General features: G+C 33.4%; 22 protein-coding genes. 7 read left to right on the forward strand and 15 right to left on the reverse strand.

The genetic code is table 11. From position 1 onward, the window contains the following. Nucleotides 1-549, forward strand: a complete 549-nt coding sequence (locus PK35_RS07570; protein ID WP_044626103.1) for a 1-acyl-sn-glycerol-3-phosphate acyltransferase — start codon at nucleotides 1-3, stop codon at nucleotides 547-549. Between the two features lie 154 nt (nucleotides 550-703). On the opposite strand, the gene PK35_RS07575 is transcribed toward PK35_RS07570, so the two are convergent. Further along, on the reverse strand, nucleotides 704-3301 hold the full coding sequence (locus PK35_RS07575) for a zinc-dependent metalloprotease (protein WP_044626104.1): 2598 nt from the start codon (nucleotides 3299-3301) through the stop codon (nucleotides 704-706). Between the two features lie 107 nt (nucleotides 3302-3408). After that, entirely contained in the window at nucleotides 3409-4389 is a 981-nt protein-coding gene (locus PK35_RS07580) for a Gfo/Idh/MocA family protein (RefSeq protein WP_044626105.1), read from the reverse strand. A gap of 124 nt (nucleotides 4390-4513) precedes the next feature. Here PK35_RS07580 and PK35_RS07585 point away from each other — a divergent pair, with 124 nt between their 5' ends. Then, nucleotides 4514-5548, forward strand: coding sequence for a hypothetical protein (locus tag PK35_RS07585; RefSeq protein ID WP_044626106.1), 1035 nt, complete (start codon nucleotides 4514-4516; stop codon nucleotides 5546-5548). 265 nt (nucleotides 5549-5813) lie between these two features. Here PK35_RS07585 and PK35_RS07590 read toward each other — a convergent pair whose 3' ends face one another. From PK35_RS07590 to gcvT, 5 genes are all read right to left on the reverse strand, one after another. Further along, entirely contained in the window at nucleotides 5814-6557 is a 744-nt protein-coding gene (locus PK35_RS07590) for a YebC/PmpR family DNA-binding transcriptional regulator (RefSeq protein WP_044626107.1), read from the reverse strand. Between the two features lie 133 nt (nucleotides 6558-6690). After that, complete coding sequence (locus tag PK35_RS07595; protein ID WP_044626108.1) at nucleotides 6691-6981, reverse strand: 4a-hydroxytetrahydrobiopterin dehydratase; 291 nt, start codon at nucleotides 6979-6981, stop codon at nucleotides 6691-6693. A gap of 54 nt (nucleotides 6982-7035) precedes the next feature. Then, complete coding sequence (locus PK35_RS07600; protein WP_044626109.1) at nucleotides 7036-7866, reverse strand: sugar nucleotide-binding protein; 831 nt, start codon at nucleotides 7864-7866, stop codon at nucleotides 7036-7038. A gap of 26 nt (nucleotides 7867-7892) precedes the next feature. Continuing rightward, on the reverse strand, nucleotides 7893-8807 hold the full coding sequence (locus tag PK35_RS07605; RefSeq protein ID WP_044626110.1) for a glutaminase: 915 nt from the start codon (nucleotides 8805-8807) through the stop codon (nucleotides 7893-7895). Continuing rightward, nucleotides 8807-9889 (reverse strand): glycine cleavage system aminomethyltransferase GcvT, encoded by a 1083-nt coding sequence (gene gcvT, locus PK35_RS07610; RefSeq protein WP_044626111.1) that lies wholly within the window; start codon nucleotides 9887-9889, stop codon nucleotides 8807-8809. Before gcvT ends, PK35_RS07605 begins: the two co-directional genes overlap by 1 nt. A 328-nt stretch (nucleotides 9890-10217) precedes the next feature. On the opposite strand from gcvT, the gene PK35_RS07615 reads away from it, so the two are divergent. Next, nucleotides 10218-10868, forward strand: coding sequence for an SDR family oxidoreductase (locus tag PK35_RS07615; RefSeq protein ID WP_044626112.1), 651 nt, complete (start codon nucleotides 10218-10220; stop codon nucleotides 10866-10868). 4 nt (nucleotides 10869-10872) lie between these two features. Here the strand turns inward: PK35_RS07615 and PK35_RS07620 are convergent, their stop codons facing one another. From PK35_RS07620 to thrA, 5 genes are all read right to left on the reverse strand, one after another. After that, a complete protein-coding gene (locus PK35_RS07620; protein ID WP_117624660.1) occupies nucleotides 10873-11610 on the reverse strand; it encodes a YHYH protein in 738 nt (245 codons plus the stop codon). 308 nt (nucleotides 11611-11918) lie between these two features. Continuing rightward, nucleotides 11919-13211 carry a threonine synthase gene (gene thrC, locus PK35_RS07625; protein WP_044626114.1) on the reverse strand — a complete coding sequence of 431 codons (1293 nt, stop codon included), beginning with the start codon at nucleotides 13209-13211 and terminating at the stop codon, nucleotides 11919-11921. 84 nt (nucleotides 13212-13295) lie between these two features. Continuing rightward, nucleotides 13296-13646: a four helix bundle protein gene (locus PK35_RS07630; protein ID WP_044626115.1), complete on the reverse strand. Its 351-nt coding sequence runs from the start codon at nucleotides 13644-13646 to the stop codon at nucleotides 13296-13298. A gap of 150 nt (nucleotides 13647-13796) precedes the next feature. Next, entirely contained in the window at nucleotides 13797-14720 is a 924-nt protein-coding gene (locus tag PK35_RS07635; RefSeq protein ID WP_044626433.1) for a homoserine kinase, read from the reverse strand. Between the two features lie 74 nt (nucleotides 14721-14794). Next, on the reverse strand, nucleotides 14795-17239 hold the full coding sequence (thrA, locus tag PK35_RS07640) for a bifunctional aspartate kinase/homoserine dehydrogenase I (protein WP_044626116.1): 2445 nt from the start codon (nucleotides 17237-17239) through the stop codon (nucleotides 14795-14797). A gap of 336 nt (nucleotides 17240-17575) precedes the next feature. Between thrA and PK35_RS07645 the strand changes: the two genes are divergently transcribed. Beyond that, on the forward strand, nucleotides 17576-19126 hold the full coding sequence (locus tag PK35_RS07645) for a bifunctional ADP-dependent NAD(P)H-hydrate dehydratase/NAD(P)H-hydrate epimerase (RefSeq protein ID WP_044626117.1): 1551 nt from the start codon (nucleotides 17576-17578) through the stop codon (nucleotides 19124-19126). Between the two features lie 31 nt (nucleotides 19127-19157). Here PK35_RS07645 and PK35_RS07650 read toward each other — a convergent pair whose 3' ends face one another. From PK35_RS07650 to PK35_RS07660, 3 genes are all read right to left on the reverse strand, one after another. Next, nucleotides 19158-20384: a mechanosensitive ion channel family protein gene (locus tag PK35_RS07650; protein WP_044626118.1), complete on the reverse strand. Its 1227-nt coding sequence runs from the start codon at nucleotides 20382-20384 to the stop codon at nucleotides 19158-19160. A 7-nt stretch (nucleotides 20385-20391) separates the two neighbouring features. Then, nucleotides 20392-20685: a DUF3817 domain-containing protein gene (locus PK35_RS07655; RefSeq protein WP_044626119.1), complete on the reverse strand. Its 294-nt coding sequence runs from the start codon at nucleotides 20683-20685 to the stop codon at nucleotides 20392-20394. A 273-nt stretch (nucleotides 20686-20958) separates the two neighbouring features. Further along, entirely contained in the window at nucleotides 20959-22440 is a 1482-nt protein-coding gene (locus PK35_RS07660) for a phage tail sheath family protein (protein WP_044626120.1), read from the reverse strand. Between the two features lie 141 nt (nucleotides 22441-22581). Here PK35_RS07660 and PK35_RS07665 point away from each other — a divergent pair, with 141 nt between their 5' ends. From PK35_RS07665 to PK35_RS07680, 3 genes are all read left to right on the forward strand, one after another. Beyond that, entirely contained in the window at nucleotides 22582-23481 is a 900-nt protein-coding gene (locus PK35_RS07665) for an EamA family transporter (protein WP_044626121.1), read from the forward strand. Nucleotides 23482-24547: 1066 nt separating this feature from the next. Then, nucleotides 24548-25738: a pyridoxal phosphate-dependent aminotransferase gene (locus PK35_RS07675; RefSeq protein WP_044626123.1), complete on the forward strand. Its 1191-nt coding sequence runs from the start codon at nucleotides 24548-24550 to the stop codon at nucleotides 25736-25738. Then, nucleotides 25738-26844, forward strand: a complete 1107-nt coding sequence (locus PK35_RS07680; RefSeq protein ID WP_044626124.1) for an AEC family transporter — start codon at nucleotides 25738-25740, stop codon at nucleotides 26842-26844. Before PK35_RS07675 ends, PK35_RS07680 begins: the two co-directional genes overlap by 1 nt. Nucleotide 26845: the final 1 nt, after the last annotated feature.

The following is a 26845-nucleotide window of genomic DNA, read 5'->3' on the forward strand; positions in this document are numbered from 1 at the left end:
ATGCAAAAGCTTGCCAAATTTATTTACTTTAAACTGTTAGGTTGGCGTGTTGTTGGTAACACTAACTTATCGAAAAACAATATAAAAAAAGCGGTTATTATTGCGGTTCCCCATACGAGTTGGCACGACTTTTATATTGGCGTATTACTACGCGCTGTTGTAAAAGTAAAAACTAATTTTATTGGCAAAAAAGAACTTTTTATTTTTCCGTTTGGACTATTTTTTAAATCTCTAGGAGGAACACCTGTAAACAGAAATAGTAACGAAAATAAAGTTGATGCTATTGCAAAATTATTTGACAATAAGGAAGAATTTCGAATAACCCTAGCACCAGAAGGAACGCGGAAAAAAGTAGAAAAATGGCGTACGGGATTTTATCATATAGCTAAAAAAGCCAAGGTTCCAATTTTTATGATTACGTTCGATTTTAAGAATAAACAAAATATAATTTCCGAACCTTTCTATCCAACCGATAATATGGAAGCCGATTTTATAAAAATGCGTCAGTTTTTTGAAGGTGTAAAGGGTAAGGTGGCTAAGTATTCCTAACTATGGCATAAAATTTGTTATTTTTAAATTGAATCATGAAACATAAAGTAAACAAATTTTTGTCCCTAAAAAGAAACATGATTTACAGATAAAAAATTAGAGGCTTTCTAAAACTAAACTTTAGAAAGCCTCTTAATTTTTATTTCCAATTAACTTACTTTATTTCCTTTATAGCGTTATCAATTAGCGTTCTTAAATGCTGTTTATGTGCTTTAGAAGCTATATTACCCGATGGTGCAGCCATATTTTTAATAGCTTTTAAGTTGTACAATGCCATCGATTTGGTGTTGTTTGTAAATCTACTGTTTTGTTTTCCCGTTAACATACCAATTAAAGTATTTGTGTACTCTAATTGTAAATTTTGTCTAAAGGAATTTACATTGCCATATATGTCGGCTTTAAAAATGGCGTTATTTAAATCGGTCATAAATTTTGAAAGTACATATTTATTACCATAAAGTTCGGAGTCTGTAATACGTTGCAAAGTATTAGGGTGCAACAAATGACTTAATACAGATTTTTGATAACCTAACACTTGTTCGTGAATTTTAGGATCTTCTGGCCCTTTAAAAAAGTTATAACCGCGACGTTGCATCGCTAAATAATTGTACAAATCGTTTGGCGCATCAAAGGCATCGGGTGCGAATGCATATTTACTTAAAGCTTTCATAGCACGTGTTTGGTCTTCTAAACTTACTGGCGTATAAGGCTGTTTAGCTCCTTCTTGACCTGCCATGGCACGATCAACGTAAACACCTCCAATTTGACGTGAAATTACGTTAGTTGCTCCAGCTTTTTGGTTACTTAGTAAATAGTATGCACGACGTAATGCTTGGTACGATTCTCCTTCTTTTGTAAAACGTTGTTTAACCGTTTCCATTAAACTGTTAGAAAGTTCAATTCTATCAATAGAGTAGGTGATTGGGTCGTTCGATTGGTCGTTAATCATTACTCTTGGGTCAATAGCCTTTCCTGGTGCACGCATATCATCAGCGTCGTTACCAAAAATTAGTTCTGGTTTGGTAGATTGTTTAAGTAAATTTACTTTTTCAGATTCCGAATTAAATGGGGTATATCCAAATTGAATAGCCCAAATATCGTAAGGTCCAACAGCCACATCATCATATTGTCCTTGCTTGCTTCTATCTTTGGTGATGTTTAAAGTAGCATAATCCATTACAGATCCTGTTAAACATTTTCCCGCTATAAACTCAGGTGTTGCCAGTTGCTCTGGTGAGTATAAATAACTAGCTTTCATATTATGGTTTAATCCTAACGTATGGCCAACTTCGTGCATTATTAATGCCAACATCGATTCTTTTTTAATGCGTTCCATTTCTAATTCTGATGCTCCCGTAGCTTCAGCTACTGCATTAGCAAACATTAGGTCTTCGTGCATTAAATGTCCATACGAGCAATATTTATAATCGGTTTCATTTAAGTTGCTATAATCGAACGCTTCACTTTCTGAAGCCAAATTAAACAGTTTATCATAAAACACTCTATTGGTAAAATGTGCAAATTCTAGCATAATATCGGCACCCAAAATTTGTCCTGTTTTTGGGTTAACAAAGCTAGGGCCGTAACCTCCAAAAGGTGGTTCTGGAGAAGAAGTCCAACGTAACACATTATAACGAATATCGCCAGCGTCCCAATCGGCATCATCAGGTTGAATTTTAACAGCCATGGCATTTTTAAAACCAGCTTTTTCAAAAGCCTCATTCCATTGTAAAACACCTTGTTTTATAGTTTCACGCCATTCAAGTGGTGTTGAGTTTTCAATCCACCAAGTAATAGGTTCAACTGGCTCAGAAACTGCTAATTCTGGATTCTTTTTAACCAAATGCCAGCGGTGAACTAAATCACGAAAAGGTGTAGACGAGGTTGATGTTTGATCTTCTACTTCTGTTGTAAAAAAACCAACTCGAGGATCGTCTAGTAAAATTTGATAATCGTTATTTGGCATTTCTATTAAACTATGAAACACCTTAATACTTACATTTCTGCTATCGGAAACAGCACTTGAACCACCAGCTAAAACCGACGGTGCAGAATACACATATTCAACTTCTAAATTTGTGTTTTCTGGGTAATTTTTTATGCTTTTTATTTTAGATTTATCTTTATTTAATCCACCCAATTTAAATGAAGTTGGTGAAGCGCCTGGGCGACTCGCAGGTTTAATTTGAGAAAAAGTTTCTTTTAAAAATAAATCGTCAGCTTTAATTAAGTATAACCCTTTTTCTTTATCGTGAGCTTCTACTTTTAAACTAGCCATGTTACCTTGACTAATGTTTGCTTCTTTCGATTTTGAAAGCGGATTTTCTGGATCGAAATAAAATGATGTATTTTGGGTTATAAATTCAATTTTATTAAAATATCTTTCAATTTTGAAAACTTTCGATCCACGATACGATCCTCTGTTCGAGCGACCAGCTTCCATAACGCCATCGGCAATTTGACTAAAGTAAATATATTCTTTACCTATTTGATCTTCAGAAATTAGCATTTGCAAACTTCCTGTAATTGAATCTTGATAAACAGGAAATAGGCCATCGATTTTATGGCTCGATTTAACTAAATCTGCAATGGTTTTCTCCTTATTTTTTTTTGGAGCAGGAGCAACCGCTTCCGTTTTGTTTTTATTTTTTTTCTTCTTTTTATTTTGTGCTTCCAAATTTGGAGCATAAAATAAAGTTCCAGCAAGAACAAGTGCTGAAATAAATTTGAGGTTTAAGTTGTTTAGCTTCATAAATACATTTTTTAGAAAAACATTCAATTCTCATTGAATTTAATTCATCAAATGTATGTAATTCTTACATTTTATATATTCAACAAAAAGTTAAATCTTAATTAAAGCTATATTTTCCCTAATATTTTATCCATAACCCAACTCGTGTGTAAAGCGGTTTTTCCCGTAGAAGGATGCTTTTGTTCACCGTTTAATAAATCATCACGCATTAATTTTACATGGTGCAGCTGAATATGCTTTGGGTTTTCAGCGATGTATTCTTCCGTTCTATCTTCAGATTTTAAAACAAACGGATTGTCGTGAAATACCGAAAATTCTATAGTACCTTTACTACCGTAAATTACCTTTTTATCGACATGATCGTTGCAACCAAAGTTCCAAGTTCCAGAGCCTGTGATGCCATTTTTATGAATCCAAGAGGCAGAAACTGCATCTAAGGCTGTATATAAGTTTTGCTGATTTGTACTAACACCTTGCGCAATCTCAATGTCTCCAAATAAATAGGTGTACACATCTAATTCATGGCTCGCTAAGTCATCAAAATAACCAGCAGGTGCAATTTTTTTATCGGTTCGCCAATTGTAAACATCCGATATGTCAGTATCACTTGCAGGTTTACTTAAATGTGAGGTAATATGCCTAACATCACCTATTAAATTATTATCTAACCATTCTTTTACCTTATTAAATCCTGATAACGATCGTCTATAATACGCGACATACAAGGGCAATTTTTTTGCTTCAAAGGCTTCAACAATCGCGACAGCTTCGTTATAGGTAGGTGTAATGGGTTTTTCAATACAACATGGCTTTCCAACTGCGGCTACTTTTAATGCGTATGCTTTATGTGTATCTGGTGGCGTTGCAATATAAACCGCATCAATTTCAGGATCATTTATTAAATCATCAGCATTAGTGTATATTTTTTCTACATTATGACGTTTGGCATAATCCTTAAGTTTTGCTTCATCTCGACGCATTACGGCTTTAAGCTTAAAGCCATTTACAATCGAGTAGGGCGGCCCACTTTTAACTTCGGTTACATCGCCACAACCTATAATACCCCAATTAATGATTTTTTCTGTCATTTTCTGTTTAGTTTTTCAATCGAAACTAAAAGTACAACTTCTATTCAAAATAAATTTAAAAAAATATAAAACCGCCTTTTTAAAAATTACGTAGGTATACTAAACATTAAAAAATTTAACAATTATGAAACGATTAAACCTAGCGAAAACCTTAGCACTTACGTTAATTTTTTCAATCATTTTCATGTCTTGTGAAAATGACGACAACAACACTTCAAACGAAACAATGACTTCAACTTATTTATACACATCTAACAATGCCAATGGGAATATTACCTATTACAATGTCGGTGATATGAGTAACGTCATGATGACAACTTTAGTAACATCTTCTACGGCTGCCGATGGCGTTTTTTATGATGCCGATGATGATATGCTGGTTCAAGCCTCACGAAGCAATATGATGCTTGAAGGTTTTATGGATACCTCTATGAGTTCAACCGGAGCTTCGATTTCCATTGGAATTTCAGGAAGCAGCGATATGATGAGTCCAAGAGAATTGGCTGTTAATGGCGATTATTATGTGGTTGCAGATAATGCCGATGTTGATGGTGACCCTGATACACCAGACGGAAAACTTTATGTTTACATGAAAGATGGTAACGATTTTACTCTTAGAAACGTTATTACAACCGATATTAAATTATGGGGAATTACTTTTGATGGTGAAAGTTTATATGCCATTGTCGATACCACCAATGAATTGGCTGTGTATTCAAACTTTTTAGCAAATACAGGAGATATGATGCTTTCTGCAACTAAAACTATTGCGGTTGAAGGTATTGTGAGAACACACGGTTTAACTTACGATGCCATGTCGGACACGATGGTCTTAACCGATATCGCTGCCGCTGCTAACGGGCAAGATGATGGTGGTTTCCATATCATTACAGATTTTATGTCTAAATTCAATAACACTGCTGACGGTGGCACTTTAGCTATGTCTGATCAAATTCGTGTAGCAGGAAGTTCAACCATGTTAGGGAATCCTGTTGATGTTGCTTTTGATAGTGAAACTGAAACCGTTTATATTGCTGAAGCAGGAAATAACGGCGGAAGAATTTTAGCCTTTAACAATATTGGAAGTGGCGGAAATATAGCGCCAGTACTTAATTACGATTTAGCTTCGGCGTCGTCGGTATATTTAGTGAAATATTAATTTTTGTTACCAGAGTTATATAAAAAAAGTGGTTAGTGTTTTATGCTAACCGCTTTTTGTTTTTTTTATAATTTAACTGTTAAAGATTCTTCGCTGCGCTATGAATAACATGATTAAGAAACATATAAATTTACTTCGTCAGGTTCAGTTTAGTTGAAGATTCATAAAGTAACAAATTCTTCAAAATCTTTCGACTGCCTAAAGATGACGTTTAGATCTCTAAATTTTCTCCTTAAAAGATTCTTCGTTGCGCTCTGAACGACAACTACTCAGCCTCTTGCATGGTGTGATAAACATTTTGCACGTCATCATCTTCTTCAAGTTTTTCTAATAGTTTTTCAACATCTGCAACTTGTTCTGCGTTAAGCGTTTTTGTTACTTGCGGAATACGCTCGAAACCAGACGATAAAATTTCAATGTTATTTTCTTCTAAATAGGCTTGAATTTTACCGAAGCTTTCAAAAGGCGCGTAAATCATCACGCTAGTAACTTCATTTCCATCGGCATCTTCATCGGTGTCTTCAAAAATTTCTTCAACACCAAAATCAATTAATTCTAATTCAAGTTCTTCTAAATCTAAACCGTCACCTTTCACTTTAAAATTACAAGTATGATCGAACATAAATACCACCGAACCCGATGTACCTAAACTACCATCACATTTATTAAAATAGCTACGTACGTTGGCTACAGTTCGCGTATTATTATCGGTTGCCGTTTCAACTAAAATAGCAATACCGTGTTGTGCGTAACCTTCAAAAAGGACTTCTTTATAATCGCCTTGACTTTTATCGCTGGCACGTTTTATGGCGCGCTCAATGTTATCTTTTGGCATGTTAACAGACTTGGCATTCTGTATAACCGCTCTTAATCTCGAATTACTGTCTGGGTCTGGACCGCCTTCTTTTACAGCCATAACAATGTCTTTACCAATGCGTGTAAACGCTTTACTCATGGCAGACCAACGTTTCATTTTTCTTGCTTTTCTAAACTCAAAAGCTCTTCCCATAATTCTATTATTTAAATGATATTAAATGTTAATATTTTCCAGAAAAGTTACTGGATTGATTTTATGATTCTCACTTACGTGCGAAAAATAATTTCAATTTCGCAAAGTTAAAAACCTGCGTATGAAAAACAAATTATTCTTCGGGTTCTACAATGCTTTCAATGGCCTCTGCTAACTGAAAATCTTTGTTAGTAACGCCACCTGCATCGTGTGTTGAAAGTGAAATGGTTAAAACGTTATATACGTTACTCCAATTGGGGTGATGATTTAAAGCTTCGCACTCGAAAGCAATGCGACTCATAGCGCTAAAACAATCTTTAAAATTTTCGAATTCAAATTCGGCATGTAAGGCGTTATCGTAGTATTCCCAGTCTGGAAAGCGCAGTAATTTAGCTTCAATGTCTTGTTCTGATAATGGACTCATAGTATGTGTTTAATTAGGTAATACAAGTTACAGTTTTGTGGGCTATAAATCAAACTATATTCTTATTTCTTCAAGAACTTCATCGCTTCGTAAATGTAGATTTTTTGGTAATAAGTTGAATTTTGGAAGTACGGCTAAATAACGGTCATCGTTAGTTGTATAAACGCGTTTGTAATGTACTTTGCTTTCGAGCTGAAGGTTTTTGATGATTTCCTTTATAAAATCGTCGTGATGCACTAAATCTTTGCTTCCTAAATGGTAAACACCGTATTTATTTCGGTTGATGATGTAATGAATTTGCTGCGTGATTTTGCTTTCGGTAGTCACGTTCATGATCAGATTCGGAAATACTTCAACAGGCGTTTTCTCTTCAATTTGCTGAAGAATTTCTAAGATTCTAGGTGATTGCGAACCAAAAACCATTGGTAAACGTAAAATAACCACCTTTTTAGCAGGTAGTCGCAATAGCATGTTTTCAATTTTTATTTTGAAATGCCCGTAAACACTATGGCTTAGCGTTTTGTCTTCTTCATAACTCGGGTATTTACTGTAAGCATCAAAAACATTTGCAGACGATAAAAATATGAGCTTAGTTTTATGTTGAAGCAAATAATCGCTTAAATGCTGATGTAACAACACTTGCTTTGAAAAATCCCCACGCAATGCCGAAATAATAATGCTTGGTTTTACAATATCTAGGATTTCGTAAATATCATCTTCTTCAAAATTGTACTCAAAAAAATGATGGTTTTTCTCGAACGATTTATTAAAATTATAAGTACCAAACGTATTAAAATAGGGGCATAGTTCTTTGTAAATGGCATTTCCTAAAAAGCCACTTGCACCTAAAATTAATACCTTATGTTTTGTACCGTTTGTACTCATAAATCTTTTAAAAGATAAAAATTAGTCTAAAAAATAGACTGTTTGGTTTGCGTAGTAAAAGCCTCTAAAGCCTGCATGCCCAATAACGAATTTCCTTTTTTGTTTAGTCCAGGCGACCACGTGGTAATAATGAAATTATCGGGTAGAAGCGCCACAATACCGCCTCCAACACCACTTTTTCCTGGTAAACCCACTTCGAAGGCGAATTCGCCAGCTTCGTCGTAAAAACCACAAGTTAGCATGAGCGCATTAATACGCTTTACTTGCGAATTGGTTAAATGTAGTTTATTTTGTAAACAACAGCCATTGTTCGCTAAAAAGTAAAATACTTTGGTTAGTTGGCTGCATGTCATTTCAATAGAACATTGATGGAAATAGAAATCTAAAACAGCATCAATATCATTTTCTAAATTTTTAAATGACTTTAACAAGTTTGCTGCCGATACATTTTTAAAGCCCGTTTGCTTTTCCGAAAGCGCAACAGTTTCATTATAATTTATAGAATCGTCGTCGCATAACTGACGCACAAAATTTAAGAAATCGGTTTTCGGATCATCTAAATGCGATAACAAAATATCGGCAATAACAATGGCGCCTGAATTTATAAACGGATTTCGCGGTATACCATTTTCAACTTCTAATAATGCTAATTGATTAAATGGGTGACCCGAAGGTTCTACATCAACGCGTTTCCAAATAGCTTCACCAACTAAAGACATGGCGTATGCTAACGAGAGTACTTTAGAGATACTTTGTATGGAAAATAAAGTATCGTATTCGCCAATTCCAAAACATGTGTTATTTATGGTACGTAAATGTATTCCAAAATTAGCTATATCAACCTTAGCTAATTCTGGAATATAAGTGGCCACCGTTCCTTTTTCGGATTGGTTTATGGCCTTCTCGTAAATACCGTTTATTATGTTTTGATAATCGCGCATTAACCTTTATAAAATGGCAGTTTTACAACGGTTGCAGGCACTGCATTTTTGCGTATTTGAATATTTATTTTACTGTTTACATCGGCAAAAACTGTTGGTACATAACCCAAGCCGATACCTTTACCTAAACTAGGACTCATCGTTCCTGATGTGACTTCGCCAATTTTAGTTCCGTTGCCATCAACAATATCGTATCCTTGTCGAGGAATCCCGCGTTCATCCAACTCGAAAGCGACTAATTTACGTGCTACACCTTGTTCTTTTTGCTTTTTTAAAGCTTCGGAGTTTGTAAATTCTTTGGTGAATTTAGTAATCCAACCTAAACCAGCTTCAATAGGCGAGGTGGTATCGTTTATATCATTTCCGTAAAGGCAATAGCCCATTTCTAAACGCAAGGTGTCGCGAGCTGCTAAACCAATTGGTTTTATGCCATAGTCGGCGCCAGCTTCAAAAACTTTATCCCAGATTTGTTGTACTTCGCTGTTTTTACAATAAATTTCGAAACCGCCACTACCTGTATAGCCTGTAGCGGAAATAATGACGTGTTCGATACCTGCAAAATCGCCAACAACAAAGTTGTAAAATTTAATACTAGCTAAATCATGACTTGTTAAACTTTGCATCGCTTCAACGGCTTTTGGCCCTTGAATAGCTAGTAACGAATAATCATCACTTAAATCGCGCATGGTGGCACCAGCATCGTTTTTACTTGAAATCCAGTTCCAATCTTTCTCAATATTACTCGCGTTTACCACCAGTAAATAGGTGTCTTCTTTAACACGGTAGACAATTAAATCGTCTACAATACCGCCTTCATCATTAGGCATACAACTGTATTGCGCCTTACCAATGGTTAATTTAGAAGCATCGTTACTGGTTACTTTTTGTATTAAATCTAACGCATGCTCGCCTTCAATTAAAAATTCGCCCATATGGCTGACATCAAACACGCCAACGGCGTTTCTAACGGTTTCGTGTTCTGCATTAACGCCTTCGTATTGAACAGGCATGTTGTAACCTGCAAAAGGCACCATTTTCGCGCCAAGAGCGCTATGAGTTTCGGTAAGAGCAGTATTCTTCATTTAAAAATCTTTTGTTAGTATATAAAGTGTAATTAGGCATATTACAACAATTAATATACCTATTAAAACAGGATTTCTTTTTTAAAAGAAAACATAATATCTTCAATAAAATTACTGAAGAATTTTATAATTCTTACAAGTATGTCTTCCATAATTCAAAGAAAAGCAAATGTATTGAAATTTTATAATAACGCTTTCGCGAAAGGCTATAAAGGTTAGTTAAATATTAGCATTTTTCATTTAACTTTTCTTTTAAACTTTATGCTAAACTATAGTTAAACACTTAAAATGAACCAGATAAGACGAATTGATTTTTGTAAATTTAAGTATGAAAAATATATTAGTAGCAGGTGCAAATGGCACCACCGGTAAACAAATAGTAAATTTATTAAATAGATCAGATCATTATACACCTATAGCAATGGTACGAAAACAGGAACAAGTATCGTACTTTAAAGATAAAGGTATTCAAACCGTTGTGGCCGATTTAGAGCAAGATGTAACAAAAGCTTTTAGTAAGCAAATAGATGAAGTTGTATTTGCAGCAGGTTCTGGAGGTAAAAATGTAATAGGAGTAGACCAAGAAGGAGCTAAAAAGTTAATAGATGCTGCACACGAAAATAATGTAAGCAAGTTTGTTATGTTAAGTTCTATGGGGGCAGATAACCCTGAAGCAAATTCACAATTACAAGAATACTTAAAAGCAAAACATAATGCCGATGAGTATTTAAAAAGTAGTGATTTAAATTATGTAATTGTGCGCCCGGGTAGTTTAAAAAATGATGACGGTGCAGGTAAAATTGAATTAAAAAACCATTTTGATAAACACGGTGAAATTAGTAGAGCAGATGTGGCTAAAACCCTAGTACAATGTTTGGATGATGATGTACCAAATAATATTACTTTTGAAATTCTAGAAGGAGCAACACTAATTAAAAGAGCTGTTTTTGGTTTAGCTTTAACTGAGGTTGAAGTTTAAAATATTAAAAAACATAAGCTCCTTTTAAACAATCTATAAAGTTATTATTTCCAGCATTATCTACATGATAATGATAACCACGTATATCGTCGTAATGCCCTCTACATTCATCTAAATCGGTTGGTTCGTTGCCATTTTCATAGAACCTAGCATATATACCATGACCGTCCATAGTATAGCCAATAAGTTCTGCATGCCCGAAGGTTTGTGTAATTACATATCTGTCGACTATGTCTTGAGTTGCGGCATGATAGTAATAGCCTTGATTAACATTAATATACCCACCGGCATCATCGAATGGAGCTAGAGTATAAGCGGCTAAAATATTGCTTACAGGTGCGGGTGCAGAAAATTCTATGCCGTTTAAAGCAATACCTATTGTAGAAGGTCCTGATGTAGCACCTGGAGCAGAATTAAAGCTATAAGTTGTAGTAAGTGCAATTGGCGTAATTGGTATGGTCCAAGTTTGTGTTATATCGTTTATATACGATGGAATACATTCAACACAAAAATTTTCATATTCTTCGCCAACATTGGGATTGGCGGTGTTTATGCAATCGTCTTCTGTTTCTGTGATGTAAATATATCCGTTGTCATCATACATTAACCAAGTATTATCGTTGTAAAAAGTGTTTAAATTAGATACAAATTCACTATCAACGTCGTAAACAGTTCCATTATCTAGCCAAATGCCTCCAGCAGAATCGTCATCTGAAATACTGTTTGGACACCAAGGTCCCATTTCATGATCTGATGGAGCGCTTGTTGTAACAATTTCGTAGCAATTGGTTTCTGTACCATTAGATAGTGTACACGGAACAATGTTTACTGTAACACCTGTAAAATTAGCACTTGAAGCATCTATAACAATATCGTAATCAACTTCGTTATCTTGACATGTTGTTGCACTATCAGCATCTCCACTACAAGAAAATAATGCGCATGCACTTGAAAATAAGGTAAGTAAAATTCAATTTTTCATTTTTAGCTAATTAATTGAGATATAATTAAGATGCGCTAAAAATGAAAAACTTGTGGTTTATTTAAAAATTAGCTTAATAAAAACCCTTTTAAATCCTCATAAGTAGAAATAACCGTAGCTTCTTTTTCTTTACCCATAACAGCTTGAATTTGTTCTGGTAAGGGTTGTTTTTCTTTAATTACTTCTTCTACAACATCTAAAAACTTGGTTGGATGCGCCGTTTCTAAAAATACACAATGTGCTTTTGTGTTTTCCTTTAAATACGCTTTACAACCTAAATAACCTACAGCTCCATGCGGATCGGCAACATAGCCGTAATTGTTGTTAATTTCTAAAAGAGCTGTTTTAGTTTCTTCATCGGTAAAACTGTAAGACGACAAGTTTTCTTTTAAGGTCTCGAAGTTGTTTTTGTAGATTTCTTCAATACGAATAAAATTACTTGGCGCACCAACATCCATAGCATTACTAATGGTTTGTACTGATGGTTTTGGCTCATATAATTTTGAAATTAAATAGCGTGTTACCACATTGTTGGCGTTATTTGATGCAACAAAATGCTTAATTGGTAAACCTAATTGTTGCGCCATCATACCTGCGCAAATATTCCCAAAGTTACCACTTGGTACAGAAAATACAATATCCTCGTATTTCTTATGAAGTTGTTTATAGGCAAACATAAAATAGAATAACTGCGGTAACCAACGCGCCACATTTATTGAATTTGCCGATGTTAGTTGCATTTTACTGGTTAAACTTTCGTCTAAGAAAGCAGTTTTTACCATGGCTTGACAATCATCAAAAGTGCCATTAATTTCTAGGGCTTTTATGTTTTGACCAAGTGTTGTTAATTGCTTTTCTTGAATATCACTCACTTTTCCGCTAGGGTAGAGTATAACAACGTTTACACCTTTTACACCTAAAAATCCGTTAGCCACAGCACCACCCGTATCGCCTGATGTTGCTACTAAAACAGTTACTTCGTTGTTGTTATCTTTATTAAAATAGCCTAAACAACGTGCCATAAAACGAGCACCAACGTCTTTAAACGCCATGGTTGGTCCGTGAAACAGCTCTAGCGTTGAAATATTGTCATTAAGTTTAACTACAGGAAAATCGAACGACAAGGTTTCTTCTACAATAGTTTTTAAAATATCATCTGGAATTTCTGGCGATACAAACTGTTTTATAGCTGTAAACGCAATTTCAGTATTTGATAAGTCATCAATATTTTCGAAAAAATCAGCCGGTAAAGGTGTTATACTTTCTGGAAAATATAAGCCTTTGTCTGGTGCTAATCCTTTTACAACAGCATTTTCGAATGTTGTGTTTGGTGCTTTATGGTTTAGTGAGTAGTAGTTCATGGTGTTTTTTATTGACCGATGACTATTGATCGTTGACCGAAGTGGTAAAAACGACTAAATAAAAATCGGGGTATTAGTTTTATTTTATATTTTTTTAAACGCTTGCATCATGTTCATTAAATGAAATGCTTCGTTATAGAGTATTTCAAAATTATAGATTTCAATGTAATTTCTTCTTCTAGCTTTATGTAAACAAGTAACGACTTCAGCCAAAGATCTAATAGCATAATTTATAAATTTCCGTTGTTCAGGATTTGATTGACCAATAGAACCTTCTGAAATATTTAGAGCAATAGAATCTACAGCTCTAGTAATTTGAGAAGTAAGATTAAATTTTTCAATATCTGGAAAATTTAAAGCTAATTGAAAAATGGTTTCTCCATAATCCATTGCTTTCTGCCAAATAATTAACTTTTCGAATTTAAACTTACTCATAACATCAATTAATTTTTCTTTTCAAAAGCATCAGTCAACCGTCATTTCGCAACTGTCTGAAAAAATATTAACACGTCAATACGCTCCTCAAAATGTCAAGCCATCTTTATAATTTGTCAACGGTCATTGGTCTTACAATTCCTAACTAAATCAACAAATCTTAACGCCTTTGGTGTTAATCTTCGAGACGTGAATATCAAATTCAATATCTGTTATTAAGCTGTAAGCCTTTTTAAGCGCTTGAGCCACATTATTAGCAATTTCTTCACCTTTACACAATGAAAAAATTGATGGTCCAGAACCTGAAATACAAGCACCTAAAGCACCTGCTTCTAGCATTATTTGCTTCACTTCATTATAATGTGGAATAAGCTTACTACGGTGTGGTTCGATAATTACATCATGCAAAGAATCCTTAATTAAGTCGTAATCGCTGGTATGCAAAGCATGAATTAAACTCCCAACATTGGACCATTGCGTTATGGCATCACTTAGCGAAACGTCTTGAGGTAAAACTGCTCTAGATTCTGAGGTTTTTATCTCAATTTGCGGGTGAATAATAGTGGCGTACAAATCCTCGGGACTAGGAATTTCCAAAATTTGCAAAGGCTTAATTCCCTTTACCAATGTAAAACCACCAAACATAGCAGGAGCAAGGTTATCAGCGTGTTCGCATTTACTTGCTAATGCTTCACCTTTTATGGCAAATTGGGTTAATTCGGTTTTGTTAAATGGTCGTCCTAAAAGCTCGTTCATACCAAAAACACTACCCACAGCACTTGCAGCGCTACTGCCAATACCACTTCCTGGTTTAATGTTTTTATAGATTTCAATTTCAAAACCAAAATCAACATTAATGGCATCGTACATGGCTAAAGCAGAAACGCCTGCAACATTTTTTTCAGCTTCATAAGGCAAATCAAATCCTTCAATATGGGTGATTTTAATGCCTTTTTTATCCACTTTTCGAATCACCATATCGTCACCAACATTGTCTAAGCAAAAGCCTAACACATCGAATCCGCAAGCAACGTTTGCCACTGTGGCTGGTGAAAAAATTTTTATTTCATTCATCTGTTCAATTAAATAATTTTCGGCTGCGCTAGAACAAGAAATATCACTTGATTTATGCAATTCCATACTCAAAATTAATCGTTTGCAATTCTAATAATATCGGCAAATAAACCTGATGCGGTAACATCGGCGCCAGCACCAGCACCTTTTATAATCATAGGTTGGTTAACATAGCGTTTTGTGTAAAACATTACAATATTGTCACTACCTTCTAAATTATAAAACGGATGACCTTCCGGAATTTCTTGTAAACCAACGCTCGCTTTGCCTTCGTTAAATTGTGCTACATATTTTAACTGACAATTATTCGCTTTCGCGGAAGCATATAAACTTTGGTAATGCGCTTCATCGGTTTTTAAAGTTTCGTAGAAATCATCAACCGAATCACTTTTTAAACCAGCTTCCGAAAGGAAAGGCTCATTTTTAATATCTTCTAAATTCATTTCTACACCGCTTTCACGAGCTAGTATTAATATTTTTCTCGCTACATCTACGCCACTTAAATCAATTCTTGGATCTGGTTCGGTATAGCCTTCAGCACCAGCTTGTTTAACTACATCGTAGAACTTAGTTTTATCATTAAAATTATTAAACACAAAGTTTAAACTACCTGATAAAACCGCATGGATTGAGGTTATTTTATCACCAGAAGCCACCAAATTATTCAAAGTATCTAATATTGGTAAGCCTGCACCAACATTGGTTTCAAATAAAAATGGCGCGTTGTATTTTAACGATAAGGTTTTAAGTAATTTGTAGTTTTCAAAATCGCTTGCACAAGCAATTTTGTTACATGCCACAACACCAATGCTTTCGCGTAAATATTTTTCGTAAAAATTTGCGACATCGTAATTTGCTGTAACATCAACAAAAATACTGTTTCGTAAGTTTAACGCTTTTGTACCTTCAAAAAAGCCTTGTAATGACGCTTTTTCACCGTTTTCTAGTTGTTCTTTCCAATTAGATAAGTCTATTCCAGAATCGTTGAAAATCATTTTTCTAGAATTTGATAATCCAGCTACACGAAGGTTTATTTTTAAATTCTTTTTTAAGTAATCGTGCTGTTGTTTAATTTGTTCTACAAGTTTTTCACCAACATTTCCAACACCTGTAATAAATACATTAAGTTGTTTTGTTTTGGCTTCAAAAAACTGTTCATGCAATGTGTTTAGTGCTTTTTTCACATCTTTTTCTGCAATTACTGCCGAAATGTTTTTCTCTGAAGCCCCTTGTGCAATCGCACGAATATTAATATTGTTTTTACCAAGAGCACTAAACATTTTACCACTAATACCTTGGTGGTTTTTCATGTTATCACCAACTAATGCGACGATAGATAATTCGTTTTCAATAATTATCGGGTCTATTTTATGAAGCGCAATTTCGTTGTTAAAAGCATCATCAATGGCTGCTTTTGCTTTTAAAGCATCAGCATCATTAATGCCTAAACAAATAGAATGTTCGGAAGAAGCTTGAGTAATTAAAATCACATTAATTTTTTCCTGCGAAAGTGTTTCAAACAAACGTTTAGAAAATCCTGGAATGCCAACCATCCCACTTCCTTGTAGTGTTAACAAGGCAATATTCGAAATATTACTAATGCCTTTTACTGGTTTAGAGGCGTTTACTTCTTCGTTAGAAATTACTGTTCCAACTGCTTCGGGCTCTAAAGTATTTTTTATGTGAATTGGAATATTTAAATCTAAAACAGGCTGCACCGTTGGCGGATATAACACTTTGGCACCAAAATGCGATAATTCCATCGCCTCTTGATACGATATTTTCTCGATAGGGTAGGCTTGCTTAACTAATTTTGGATTGGTTGTAAACATACCGCTTACATCAGTCCAAATTTCCAAAGCATTAACCTTAAGTGCAGCTGCAACAATGGCTGCCGTAAAATCGGAACCGCCACGACCAAGCGTAGTTTGTTCTCCTGATTTAGATTTGGCAACAAAACCAGGTAAAATGGTGATTTTTTGATTTGCTGATTTAAAGTAATCTACAATGTTTTGGTTCGTGATGCTATAATCAACTTCGGCTTTTGTAAAGTTTGAATTGGTTACTACTAATTCTTGAGTATTTTTACAAGCTGCGGAATGACCACGTTTTACTAATGTTTCTCCAATAATATAAGACGATAAAATTTCGCCAAAACTCACTAGTTTATCTGATGTTTTTGGCGATAATTCGTTAATTAAAAAGATGCCATCTAATAAGTATTTCAGTTCATTTAGACGCTGATTAACATAAGCAATAATACTTTGTCCTTTAAGCGGTGTTAACTCATTTATTATCGCTAAATGAGTTGCACTTATTGTGTTAAAGGTATCGTTGTATGCGTTGTCTTTATTTTGAGCTTGTTTTCCTGCAAGTAGTAATTTATCGGTAATACCACCAACAGCAGAAACCACACAAACCACCGATTCGTTTTTAGAATAATCTTCTAATATTTTTATGACACTATTTATATTTTTTGAAGAACCTACAGATGTTCCTCCAAATTTTAAAACTTTCATGTTTTTTTAAATGAATAATTAAAAATAAAATTAAAAATGCTGTAATTAAAAAAATTACAAAATCTGCTTGAAGTATATATAATTAACAACCCCAAAGGGTAGTGGTAATTGTAGTTAAGCCAATAGTAAAAGTGCCTTTTGCAGAAGTAAAAGGTGTAGAAATAATTATATTTTGGCTTAAATAGTTCATTGTATTAATTATACATTTCAAAAGTATTACTTTTAGTTAAATAAAAAAATTAAAAGTTTTTTTTTAATGTATTCTTATATTGAAGTTAATTTCGTTTAATATTTTTAACGAAAATTATTTTGAACTGAAAAATTGATAATACGCAAATGAAGATTTTCTCTAAAGCACAAATATATGAAGGTGATCGCTTAACGGCAGAGCGTCAAAATATTTCATCAACCGATTTAATGGAGCGTGCAGGTACCCAAATTTTTAATTGGATGCATGCCCGAATGCAAGGGGCTCAAGTGCCCATTCATATTTTTTGTGGTATTGGAAATAATGGCGGCGACGGACTCGTTTTAGCGCGACATTTAGTTCTTGATGGTTATAACGTAAAAACTTATATCATTAATTATAGTGACAAGCGTTCAAAAGACTTTTTAATTAATTATGATCGTATAAAAAACACCACTAAAGATTGGCCTGTTTTATTAAGTGATGCTGAAGAGTTGCCCGAAATACACCCAAACGACATTATAGTTGATGCTGTTTTTGGCATAGGCTTAAATCGTCCTGTGGTAAATTGGGTTAAAACACTTTTCATGCATTTTAAAGCGAGTAAAGCGTTTACACTTTCTATCGATATTCCTTCAGGATTATTTGTTGATAAACCTGTTGAAGATGAAGATGCTGTAGTTTATGCTGGTTTCACCTTAAGTTTCGCATCGCCTAAATTGGTGTTCTTTTTACCCGAAACCGCGAAATATACCGTACAATGGGAAATTTTAGATATTGGTTTAGACCAAGAATATACATTTACCACCCAAACCGAAACCGAACTTATTAGCAAATACGAAGTCTTGCCAAATTACAGACCTCGCGACAAATTTTCGCATAAAGGCCAATTTGGACATAGTTTAATAATTGGCGGTAGTTATGGTAAAATAGGAGCGGTTACTTTGGCCAGTAAAGCAGCATTATCTACAGGAGCTGGTTTGGTTACAGCTTTTATACCGAAATGTGGTTATCAAATTCTACAAACCGCTTTTCCTGAAGCTATGGTGATTACAGATGATTCAGAAACAACCATTACCAATATTAATTTTGATATTGAACCAACAGTAATTGCTTTTGGAGTTGGAATTGGAAAACATGTTGAAACTGTAAAAACGTTTGAAGCTTTTTTAAAAACAAATAAAGCACCATTAGTTATTGATGCCGATGGATTAAATATTTTAGCTGAAAATAAAGGTCTTTTAAAATTATTGCCACCAGAATGTGTTTTAACACCACATCCAAAAGAATTAGAGCGTTTAATTGGAGCATGGGCAAACGATTTTGAAAAGTTAGATAAAGCCAAAGCTTTCGCTGAAAAATATAAGATTGTTTTAGTAATTAAAGGTGCAAATACCATAACCATTTTTAATAATAAACAGTTTGTAAACACCACTGGTAATCCAGGTTTAGCAACTGCGGGTAGCGGCGATGTTTTAACCGGAATAATTACAGGTTTAATATCTCAAGGTTATCATACGTTATCTGCTGCAATATTTGGAGTGTATTTACATGGAAAAGCCGCCGATATAGCCGTTGAAGATTCGGGTTACGAAAGTCTGTTAGCAACCCATGTTATAGAAAACATTGGTAAAGCTATTGTAGATTTATTTGCACAACCTGAACAACATGAGGCCGCGCAACAAAGCCAAGAAAATTAAATTTAAGGCAACAAGACAGTAAATTAGACGGTTATTCTAAATCTGTTGGTAGCTCAAAAACCTTCAAATTAAAGTAGGGAAGGGCTGCTATTAAATGATCGAACACATCGGCAATAATATATTCGTAGTTAGCCCAACGTTTATCGCTACTAAAAGCATAAATTTCTAAAGGAATACCTTGTGTGGTTGGTGCTAACTGACGTACCATAATCATCATATCTTTATTTATAGCCGAATGTTGATTTAAATACGTATCAATATATTTTCTGAAAACACCAAAATTGGTTAAGTTTCTACCATTTATTAAAACCGATTTATCCGCTTGATGTGTTTCATTAAAACTGATAATATCCGCTTGACGGTTTTGTAAATAATCGGTAATTAATTGAATCTTTTTTAAATCTTCAACCTCAGTTTCGGTTAAATATTTAATGCTGCTTTGTTTTATAATTAGAGCGCGTTTAATCCGTCTACCATCTGAATTAGTCATACCGCGCCAGTTTTTAAACGAATCGGAGATGAGGGCATAAGTTGGAATAGTGGTGATGGTTTTATCGAAATTTTGGACTTTTACAGTGGCCAAGGTAATTTCAATAACATCGCCATCGGCACCGTATTTTTCAAAGGTAATCCAATCGCCAATGCGTACCATATCGTTAATAGACACCTGAATACTGGCTACAAAACCTAAAATAGTATCTTTAAAAACCAATAAAATAACTGCCGAAATAGCTCCTAAACCAGTCAGAAATTGTAAAAAGGGGATACCTGTTACAATAGCAATGGAAGACATAATGCCACCAAGCCAAGCAAAAATCATAAATACCTGAATGTAGCTCGCAATAGGTTTGTCTTTAAAGCGTGGTAAAGTTTTTAAATAATCTTTTATGGTGTTTAGTAGACTGCGAACAATCCATAAAGTGAGTACAATTCCGAAAACTTTTAAGGCTTTTTCAACGGGTAATTCAAAGTTTGGAAAATCGGAAAAAACAATAGGAAAGTATTCCAGAGTAATGATGAGCGGAATAATATGCGCCACATTTCGTGGGACTTTGTTTGAAATTAATAAGTCGTCGAAATTAGTTTTAGATTTTGTTGCAAATTGATTGAATGATACGACTAAAATGCGCTTTACAATAAAATCGGTAATAAGTACAACTACAATAAGTGCCACGAGTAAAATTCCCATGTTTAAATAACTTGCCGAAGTTTCTGTAAAACCTTTAGAAACTAAAAGGTCGTAAAAATAATGTTTCATTGAAAATTTATTTTACTGCAGGTTTTAAGTATTTATGGTCGATATAAAACGTACCAAACGGAATAACCGAAGCCACAAGAACCAACAAAAAGGTTTTGGTATTCCATTTATAATCACTTTTTAACATAAAAGCAAAAACCACATAAAGCATAAATAAAATGCCGTGTGGCATACCTAAAAGTTTTACATACTCAGGATTTCCTGATATGTATTTTATTGGTGTAGCGATAAATAATAATAAGATATACGAAACGCCCTCAAGAAAAGCGACTAAACGAAATATATTTTTAAATGAAAACATGTAATTTAATTTTAATGCAAAATTACGGTTAGTTATACATTTAACAAGTTAAATAATTATAATTCTTTTTTATCGGAGGATAGTGTATGTGAAATATTCTATTTTACATAATATAAATTATAGTACATTTTTAATATTGGATTATCCAGTGGATGATTCAATATTAAAACAAAAAGTTTTAAAGCTTCACTTTTTGCACTGTTTTAAAATTCGCGTATTTGATAAAATGTACGTCAAAAAAAATTTTACGCATAAGAACGTTTTTTTTCAGATCTATGAATTTTGTAATTGTTGTTGCAGACGAATTATTATAAATTCGGCAGGTCTTTGAATGGCAAGTCCTAATTCAACAATTAGTTTACCTTGTAAAACATCGTTTGCGGTCATGGTGCTTCCTAAACCGATGTTTACAAAATAGGCATCACTAGCTTTTGCTCCAGCTAAAGCCCCTTGTTTCCAAAGGTTTGTTAAAAAATTACTAATCATACTTTTTATTGTAGTCCAAGTATTAGCCTCGTTAGGCTCGAAAACAAACGTTTCTAAAGCATATTTAACAGATTGTTCTACCATTATTAAGGTTCGCACGGTGTTAATATAACGATATTCATTACTGTTTCCGTCTAAAGTACGTGCGCCCCAAACTAAAACACCTTTGCCCACAAAACTGCGAATAGCGTTAATCGATTTACCAGAAGCTGCATCAATATTTAAAGTTTCTTGTTGAGAATTACTTATAGCGATTGTTGGTTTAATAACCGAATTTAGCGACACATTTGCAGGCGCTTTCCAAACACCTCCATGGTTATCGACCATGGTGTAAACACCTGCCATAGCTGCCGATGGTGGTAAAATATTCAGTACTTTTTTTACAGCTTCAATTAATAAATTGTAGCTAGGGCTTACAATTAAAAGTGCTTCATGCAGATTTTCCTCTCCATGAATAGTTTGATTTCCGTTTATAAATTCTTCAATTAATATTCTGGCCTTTTTTTCGGGAAGTAAATTTGAAATTTCAGATAAATCAAGATTAATATTTTTAAAAGTGATTTCTTTTTTTGAATAAATCGATGTTTCAAGCCACGGATAATATGCAACACCATATTTTAAATTTAAGTTACCAATATGATGCCTAAATTCTGTGATAACTTGAGTTGAAACAGTTTCAAACCCATTAAAAACATCGAGTACCGCTACCCTATTTTGCATTTCCGAACAATGTTTCAACACGTTTTGATATAAATGATAACAGTCTATTTTTGGTAAATTAACAGCATCTGGAATTACAATAATTGTTGGTTCAAGTTCCGTTTTTAATTGTTTTAAACCCGTTTTAAACTTTTCTTTATCTAAAACAATGTCATTTTTATTTTGGTATGTATCCACCGAAACCACATAACATGTTGTACCGCCATTATTAAAAAACAACTTTAAACTGGCATACATTAAGGCTTTTTGATTATTCGCAAAGTCCACGACATAATTAACACCATTTATAGTTGCTTCTGCTTGGGCATTATTGGGCGTTATATTTGGTAAAATGTTACATTTTGATGCAAACTCATTGCCAAAACGTTCTAAATATTCATTAAGGCTGTTAATTTTAGTAGGTATATTTAATAAGGAGTTGCCATTAAATTCAGCCTTTTCGGTATAACCTATAAATGCAGGAACCGCAGTTTCTACCTGAGCAATACTATTAGGAAAGCTATTTAATTCATTTATATAAACACCAGGCGTTTTATATTTCGCGCTCATAAACTAAAAATTAAATTTGTTAACCTCTCTAAATTAACGTTTTACATTTTAAAACAAAAACTAGGTAAAAATTATCTTTAACCTAAATTTTAACTTAACCTAGTATATAAAAGCTAATTAAAGGGTATATTCGCGCCCATTATGTGGATGTACTTAGGTTTATTAGCAGCATTATTTTTAGGAATACACAATTTGTGTAAAAAGCATGCTGTACAAAACAACGAGACTTTTCCGGTGCTTTTAGGCTCGATTTTAAGCGGATTTTTACTTATTGGTTTATGTTACATCTTAAGCGTTTGCTACCCTAATTACGCCGAAAAAAACGGTTTTGTTTTTCAAAACATTTCGTGGCAGCAACATGGCTATATTTTTATTAAAGGCGTTATTTTAGCTGCGTCGTGGTTATTAGCTTATCAAGCATTAAAACATTTACCAATAACCATAGTAACTCCTATACGGTCGGCAGGTCCTTTTTTTACCTTTATTGGTGCCATTGTAATTTACAGAGAAGCGCCAAATTTACATCAGTGGATTGGTTTTTTTCTAATTATTTTTTCAGTGATTTTATACTCTAGAATTGGTAAAAAAGAAGGCATCATTTTTAAACGTAATAAATGGATTTTAGCCATTGTAGCCGCTACATTTTTAGGAGCTAGCAGTGGGTTGTACGATAAATTTCTAATTCAGAGTTTAAACCTAAACGCACAAACACTTCAATTTTGGTGCTGCTTTTATATTATTTTAATTTTGTTAGTAATTTTGGGCTTTACATGGTTTCCTTATGCTGTAAAACGACGAGCATTTAAGTTTCGGTGGTCCATTATAGCTGTTGGCGTGCTACTGCAAATGGCCGATTATTTCTACTTTAAAGCTTTACAAGATCCAGAGGCTTTAATTATGTTGCTCTCTGCCATAAAACGAAGTCAAATTTTAATAGCGGTTCTTGTCGGTGGTATTATTTTTAAAGAACAAAACAAGCGTAAAAAACTCGTGCCTTTGGTTGGAATTATGCTTGGTGTGTTTTTAATTTTATACAGCTAATTCATTTTAAATAAATAAGGCTTTTTCCGATTTTCTTTAAAAGATTTTAATATCTTTAAATAAAGAAAATTCTTTACCTAGTAAATAATGTCCCAAAATAAGATATTCAAAAATGTTATTACAAACAAACTAAATGTCTTAGATATTCTTTTAGGGACTTCATTTTTAGCTTCAATAATTTTAAGTATTATAAAAAGCAAACAGCAATTACTATTCACTATACCGCTAGTAATTGTTTGTATTAGTTTAAAATATATTGTTTTAGCTAAACATAAATTTAAAGTATTATTTCTTGTAGCACTAGCATTTATACTAGCGGCGGATATATTAATTTTTAAAAACTTTCAAGCTAATTTTACTTACATTTCAGTTTTAACTACTCTGTGCCTGTTGTGCTATATCTTAATTATAAAACAGTATTTAAAAAACGGCAAATTTCAAGGGTTTTTATCGGCTTCAGTATTATTAAGTATTGCTTTGGTTGCTTACGTATTATTTTCAGTTTTTAAGGTGTTAGTACTCGAACTTCCAAAAAAACAAATCATTTTAAGTGCTTTGTGTCTTTTTTGCTTTAGCTTATACTTTACAAGTATTGGCATTATTTACTTAAAGAGCTATTATAAAAATGGTATTCTGTTGTTTATTTCCGGGATAGCCTATTTTTTTCAGTTGATTTTTAGCATCATAAACGAATTTTTACATTTTGAGCGAACATTTACTGTTTTAATAATAATTTGTCACGTAACTTCAGTATACCTTTTTATGAAGTTTATTTTAGAAGTAAAATCCACCGAACCCTATACCATAAATTTTGAATAATTTTTAGGTTTCAAAATCCATTATTTCTACACTTCAAAATAAATAGATGCTTATTTTAATTCTAGTCATTATTGCAACATCCAAATTCAGTCTATCCTATTTGCATTTATATAATATTACCTTTTTAATGATAAATATTAACCGTTTTTACAAAAACACTAAATTAAATTCAATGTTTAGTTAATTTTAACATTATTTATTAAAAAAAAGCTATAATTTAGAATTCTAAATTAACAAAATCCAAACCATGAATTCTTCAAAAATTAGCAGACGAAATTGGCTTAAAAAAGGAACTTTAACTTTAGCTGGAATAGCAATGATGCCTTCCGATATTTGGGCTAATGCTGTTGAAGTAGCGCAAGAAAACAATAGTCCTTTTTTATTTAACTCTAATCATAGTTTTAACGAATTTACACCACCAAATACATTTGAACCGGAACTTAAAGCTATTTTGCGTGCTAACGAAAATCCTTATGGGCCACCACCATTGGCGGCTAAAGCGTTTCAAGATGAAGTGTTTGCTGGAAATAGATATGCTTGGAAAACATTAAATAATTTAATTGAAATTATTGCTGAAAAAGAAAACGTGAAGCCAGAAAATATTTTGATGGCGCCAGGTTCATCTGATATTCTTGAAAAAGTAGCTATGGTATTTTTTCAAAAAGGAGGCGATGTCATTAGTGCCGATCCTAGCTATATGTCGTTAATAAACGTATCGCAATCTGTTGGTGGCAAATGGAAATCGTATAAGCTTCTCCCCGATTCTCAACACGATTTAAAGGCAATGGAAGCTGCTGTTGATGTTAATACAAAACTGGTTTACATATGTAATCCAAACAACCCAACAGGATCGATTACAGACTCAAATAAGTTAAAATCATTTTGTAGTAAAGTTTCAGAAAAAGTACCAGTGTTTGTTGATGAGGCTTATATAGAACTATCAGATAATGGTTTAACCGATAGTATGGTTAGTTTAGTTAGCGAAGGCAAAAATGTTATGGTAGCGCGTACGTTTTCTAAAATACACGGTATGGCCGGATTGCGTATTGGGTATTTAGTTGGAAAAGCTGAAACCATAAATAAAATAAACGAAATAACACGCGGAGGCATGGGTATTACTGGGCCGTCCATTAAGGCCGCTACAACAAGTTTACAAGGTGAAGATTTTTTAAACATGTCTAAATCGAAAATTGCTGAAGCTAGAGCTTATACCGAGAACTACTTAAAACAAAAAAAATATAACTATTTACCATCGCAAACCAACTTTATGATTTTTGAAATTGACATAGACGGTCAAGAATTTTTAAAGCAAATTTATAGCAAACAAGTTGGTGTTAGAGCATTTACGTTTTGGGGTAAAAATTGGTGTCGAGTAAGTATGGGTACCATGGACGAAATGAAATTATTTACCAATGCCATGGACGAAATATTTGCTTAATGTCTGATGCTATTATAAAGGCCATTTCATTTTTAATTTTTATTGTTATTGGTGTTATTCTTAAAAAGAAGTTTAACTCAAAAGATGAAATTGATAGCCTTAAAAAAATTATTTTACTATTAGCTTTACCAGCGACTATTTTTGTGGCTTTATTAAAGGTAAAATTGCAACTTAACCTGTTATTATTGCCAGTTTTAGCATTGGTGTTTAATGCCATATTATTTTATGTAACGCCTACTCTTTTATTAATTTTAGGAATCACCGATAAGGCTATTATAAACACATCGCGGTTATTATTGCCTTCCTTGGCTCCTGGCCTTTCTTGTTTTCCATTTATACTGGAATTTTTGGGAGAAACCTATTTAGCCAAAGCCGCTATGGCCGATTTAGGCAACAAGTTTTTTGTGCTTTTTATTTTGTATTTGGTCGCTATTAAGTGGTTTTATAAAAACACCGAGTTTAAACAAGAATCGGTTAAAACAAAACTTAAATCTTTGGCTAAGGTGATGCTGTTTGAGCCAGTAAACATTTTTATTTTGGTAGCTCTAATATTATTGTTTTTAGGTTTAAACTTAAATAGTTTACCTGTTGTTGTACAAAACACTTTAAATAGATTAAGCAGTATTATGGCACCTTTGGTTTTGCTTTTTATTGGGCTTGCAGTAAAAGTTAAACGTAAACAATTTGTTCAAATATTTTCGCTTTTAATGCTTAGGTATGGTATTACCTTGTTATTAATAGCTGCAATCGTTGCTATATTTAATTTTAATTTAAAAGATGATATTTTATTAATGATTGCTTTTGGGTTGAGTGCTTGTAGTTTTTGGCCTTTTGCTCATATTTCGAGTGTGGCAACAAAAGAACTTAATATTGAAGCTGATAAAAAAACATTCGATACCGATTTTGCATTATCAATTTTAGCATTATCCTTACCGCTTTCTGTGTTATTAATTTTAGGGGTATTTATTACAGGAAAAACATTCGCTCAAGCTAATAATCTATTTGTTTTCGCAAGCATTATCACCTTTTTAGGTGTTATAATGCCACTTTATCTATGGGGAAAACAAGGCGCTCAAATAAAAAAGAGGTATAAAGAAGTAAAATGAA

Source organism: Neotamlana nanhaiensis, from assembly GCF_000943555.1.
Lineage (GTDB): Bacteria > Bacteroidota > Bacteroidia > Flavobacteriales > Flavobacteriaceae > Neotamlana > Neotamlana nanhaiensis.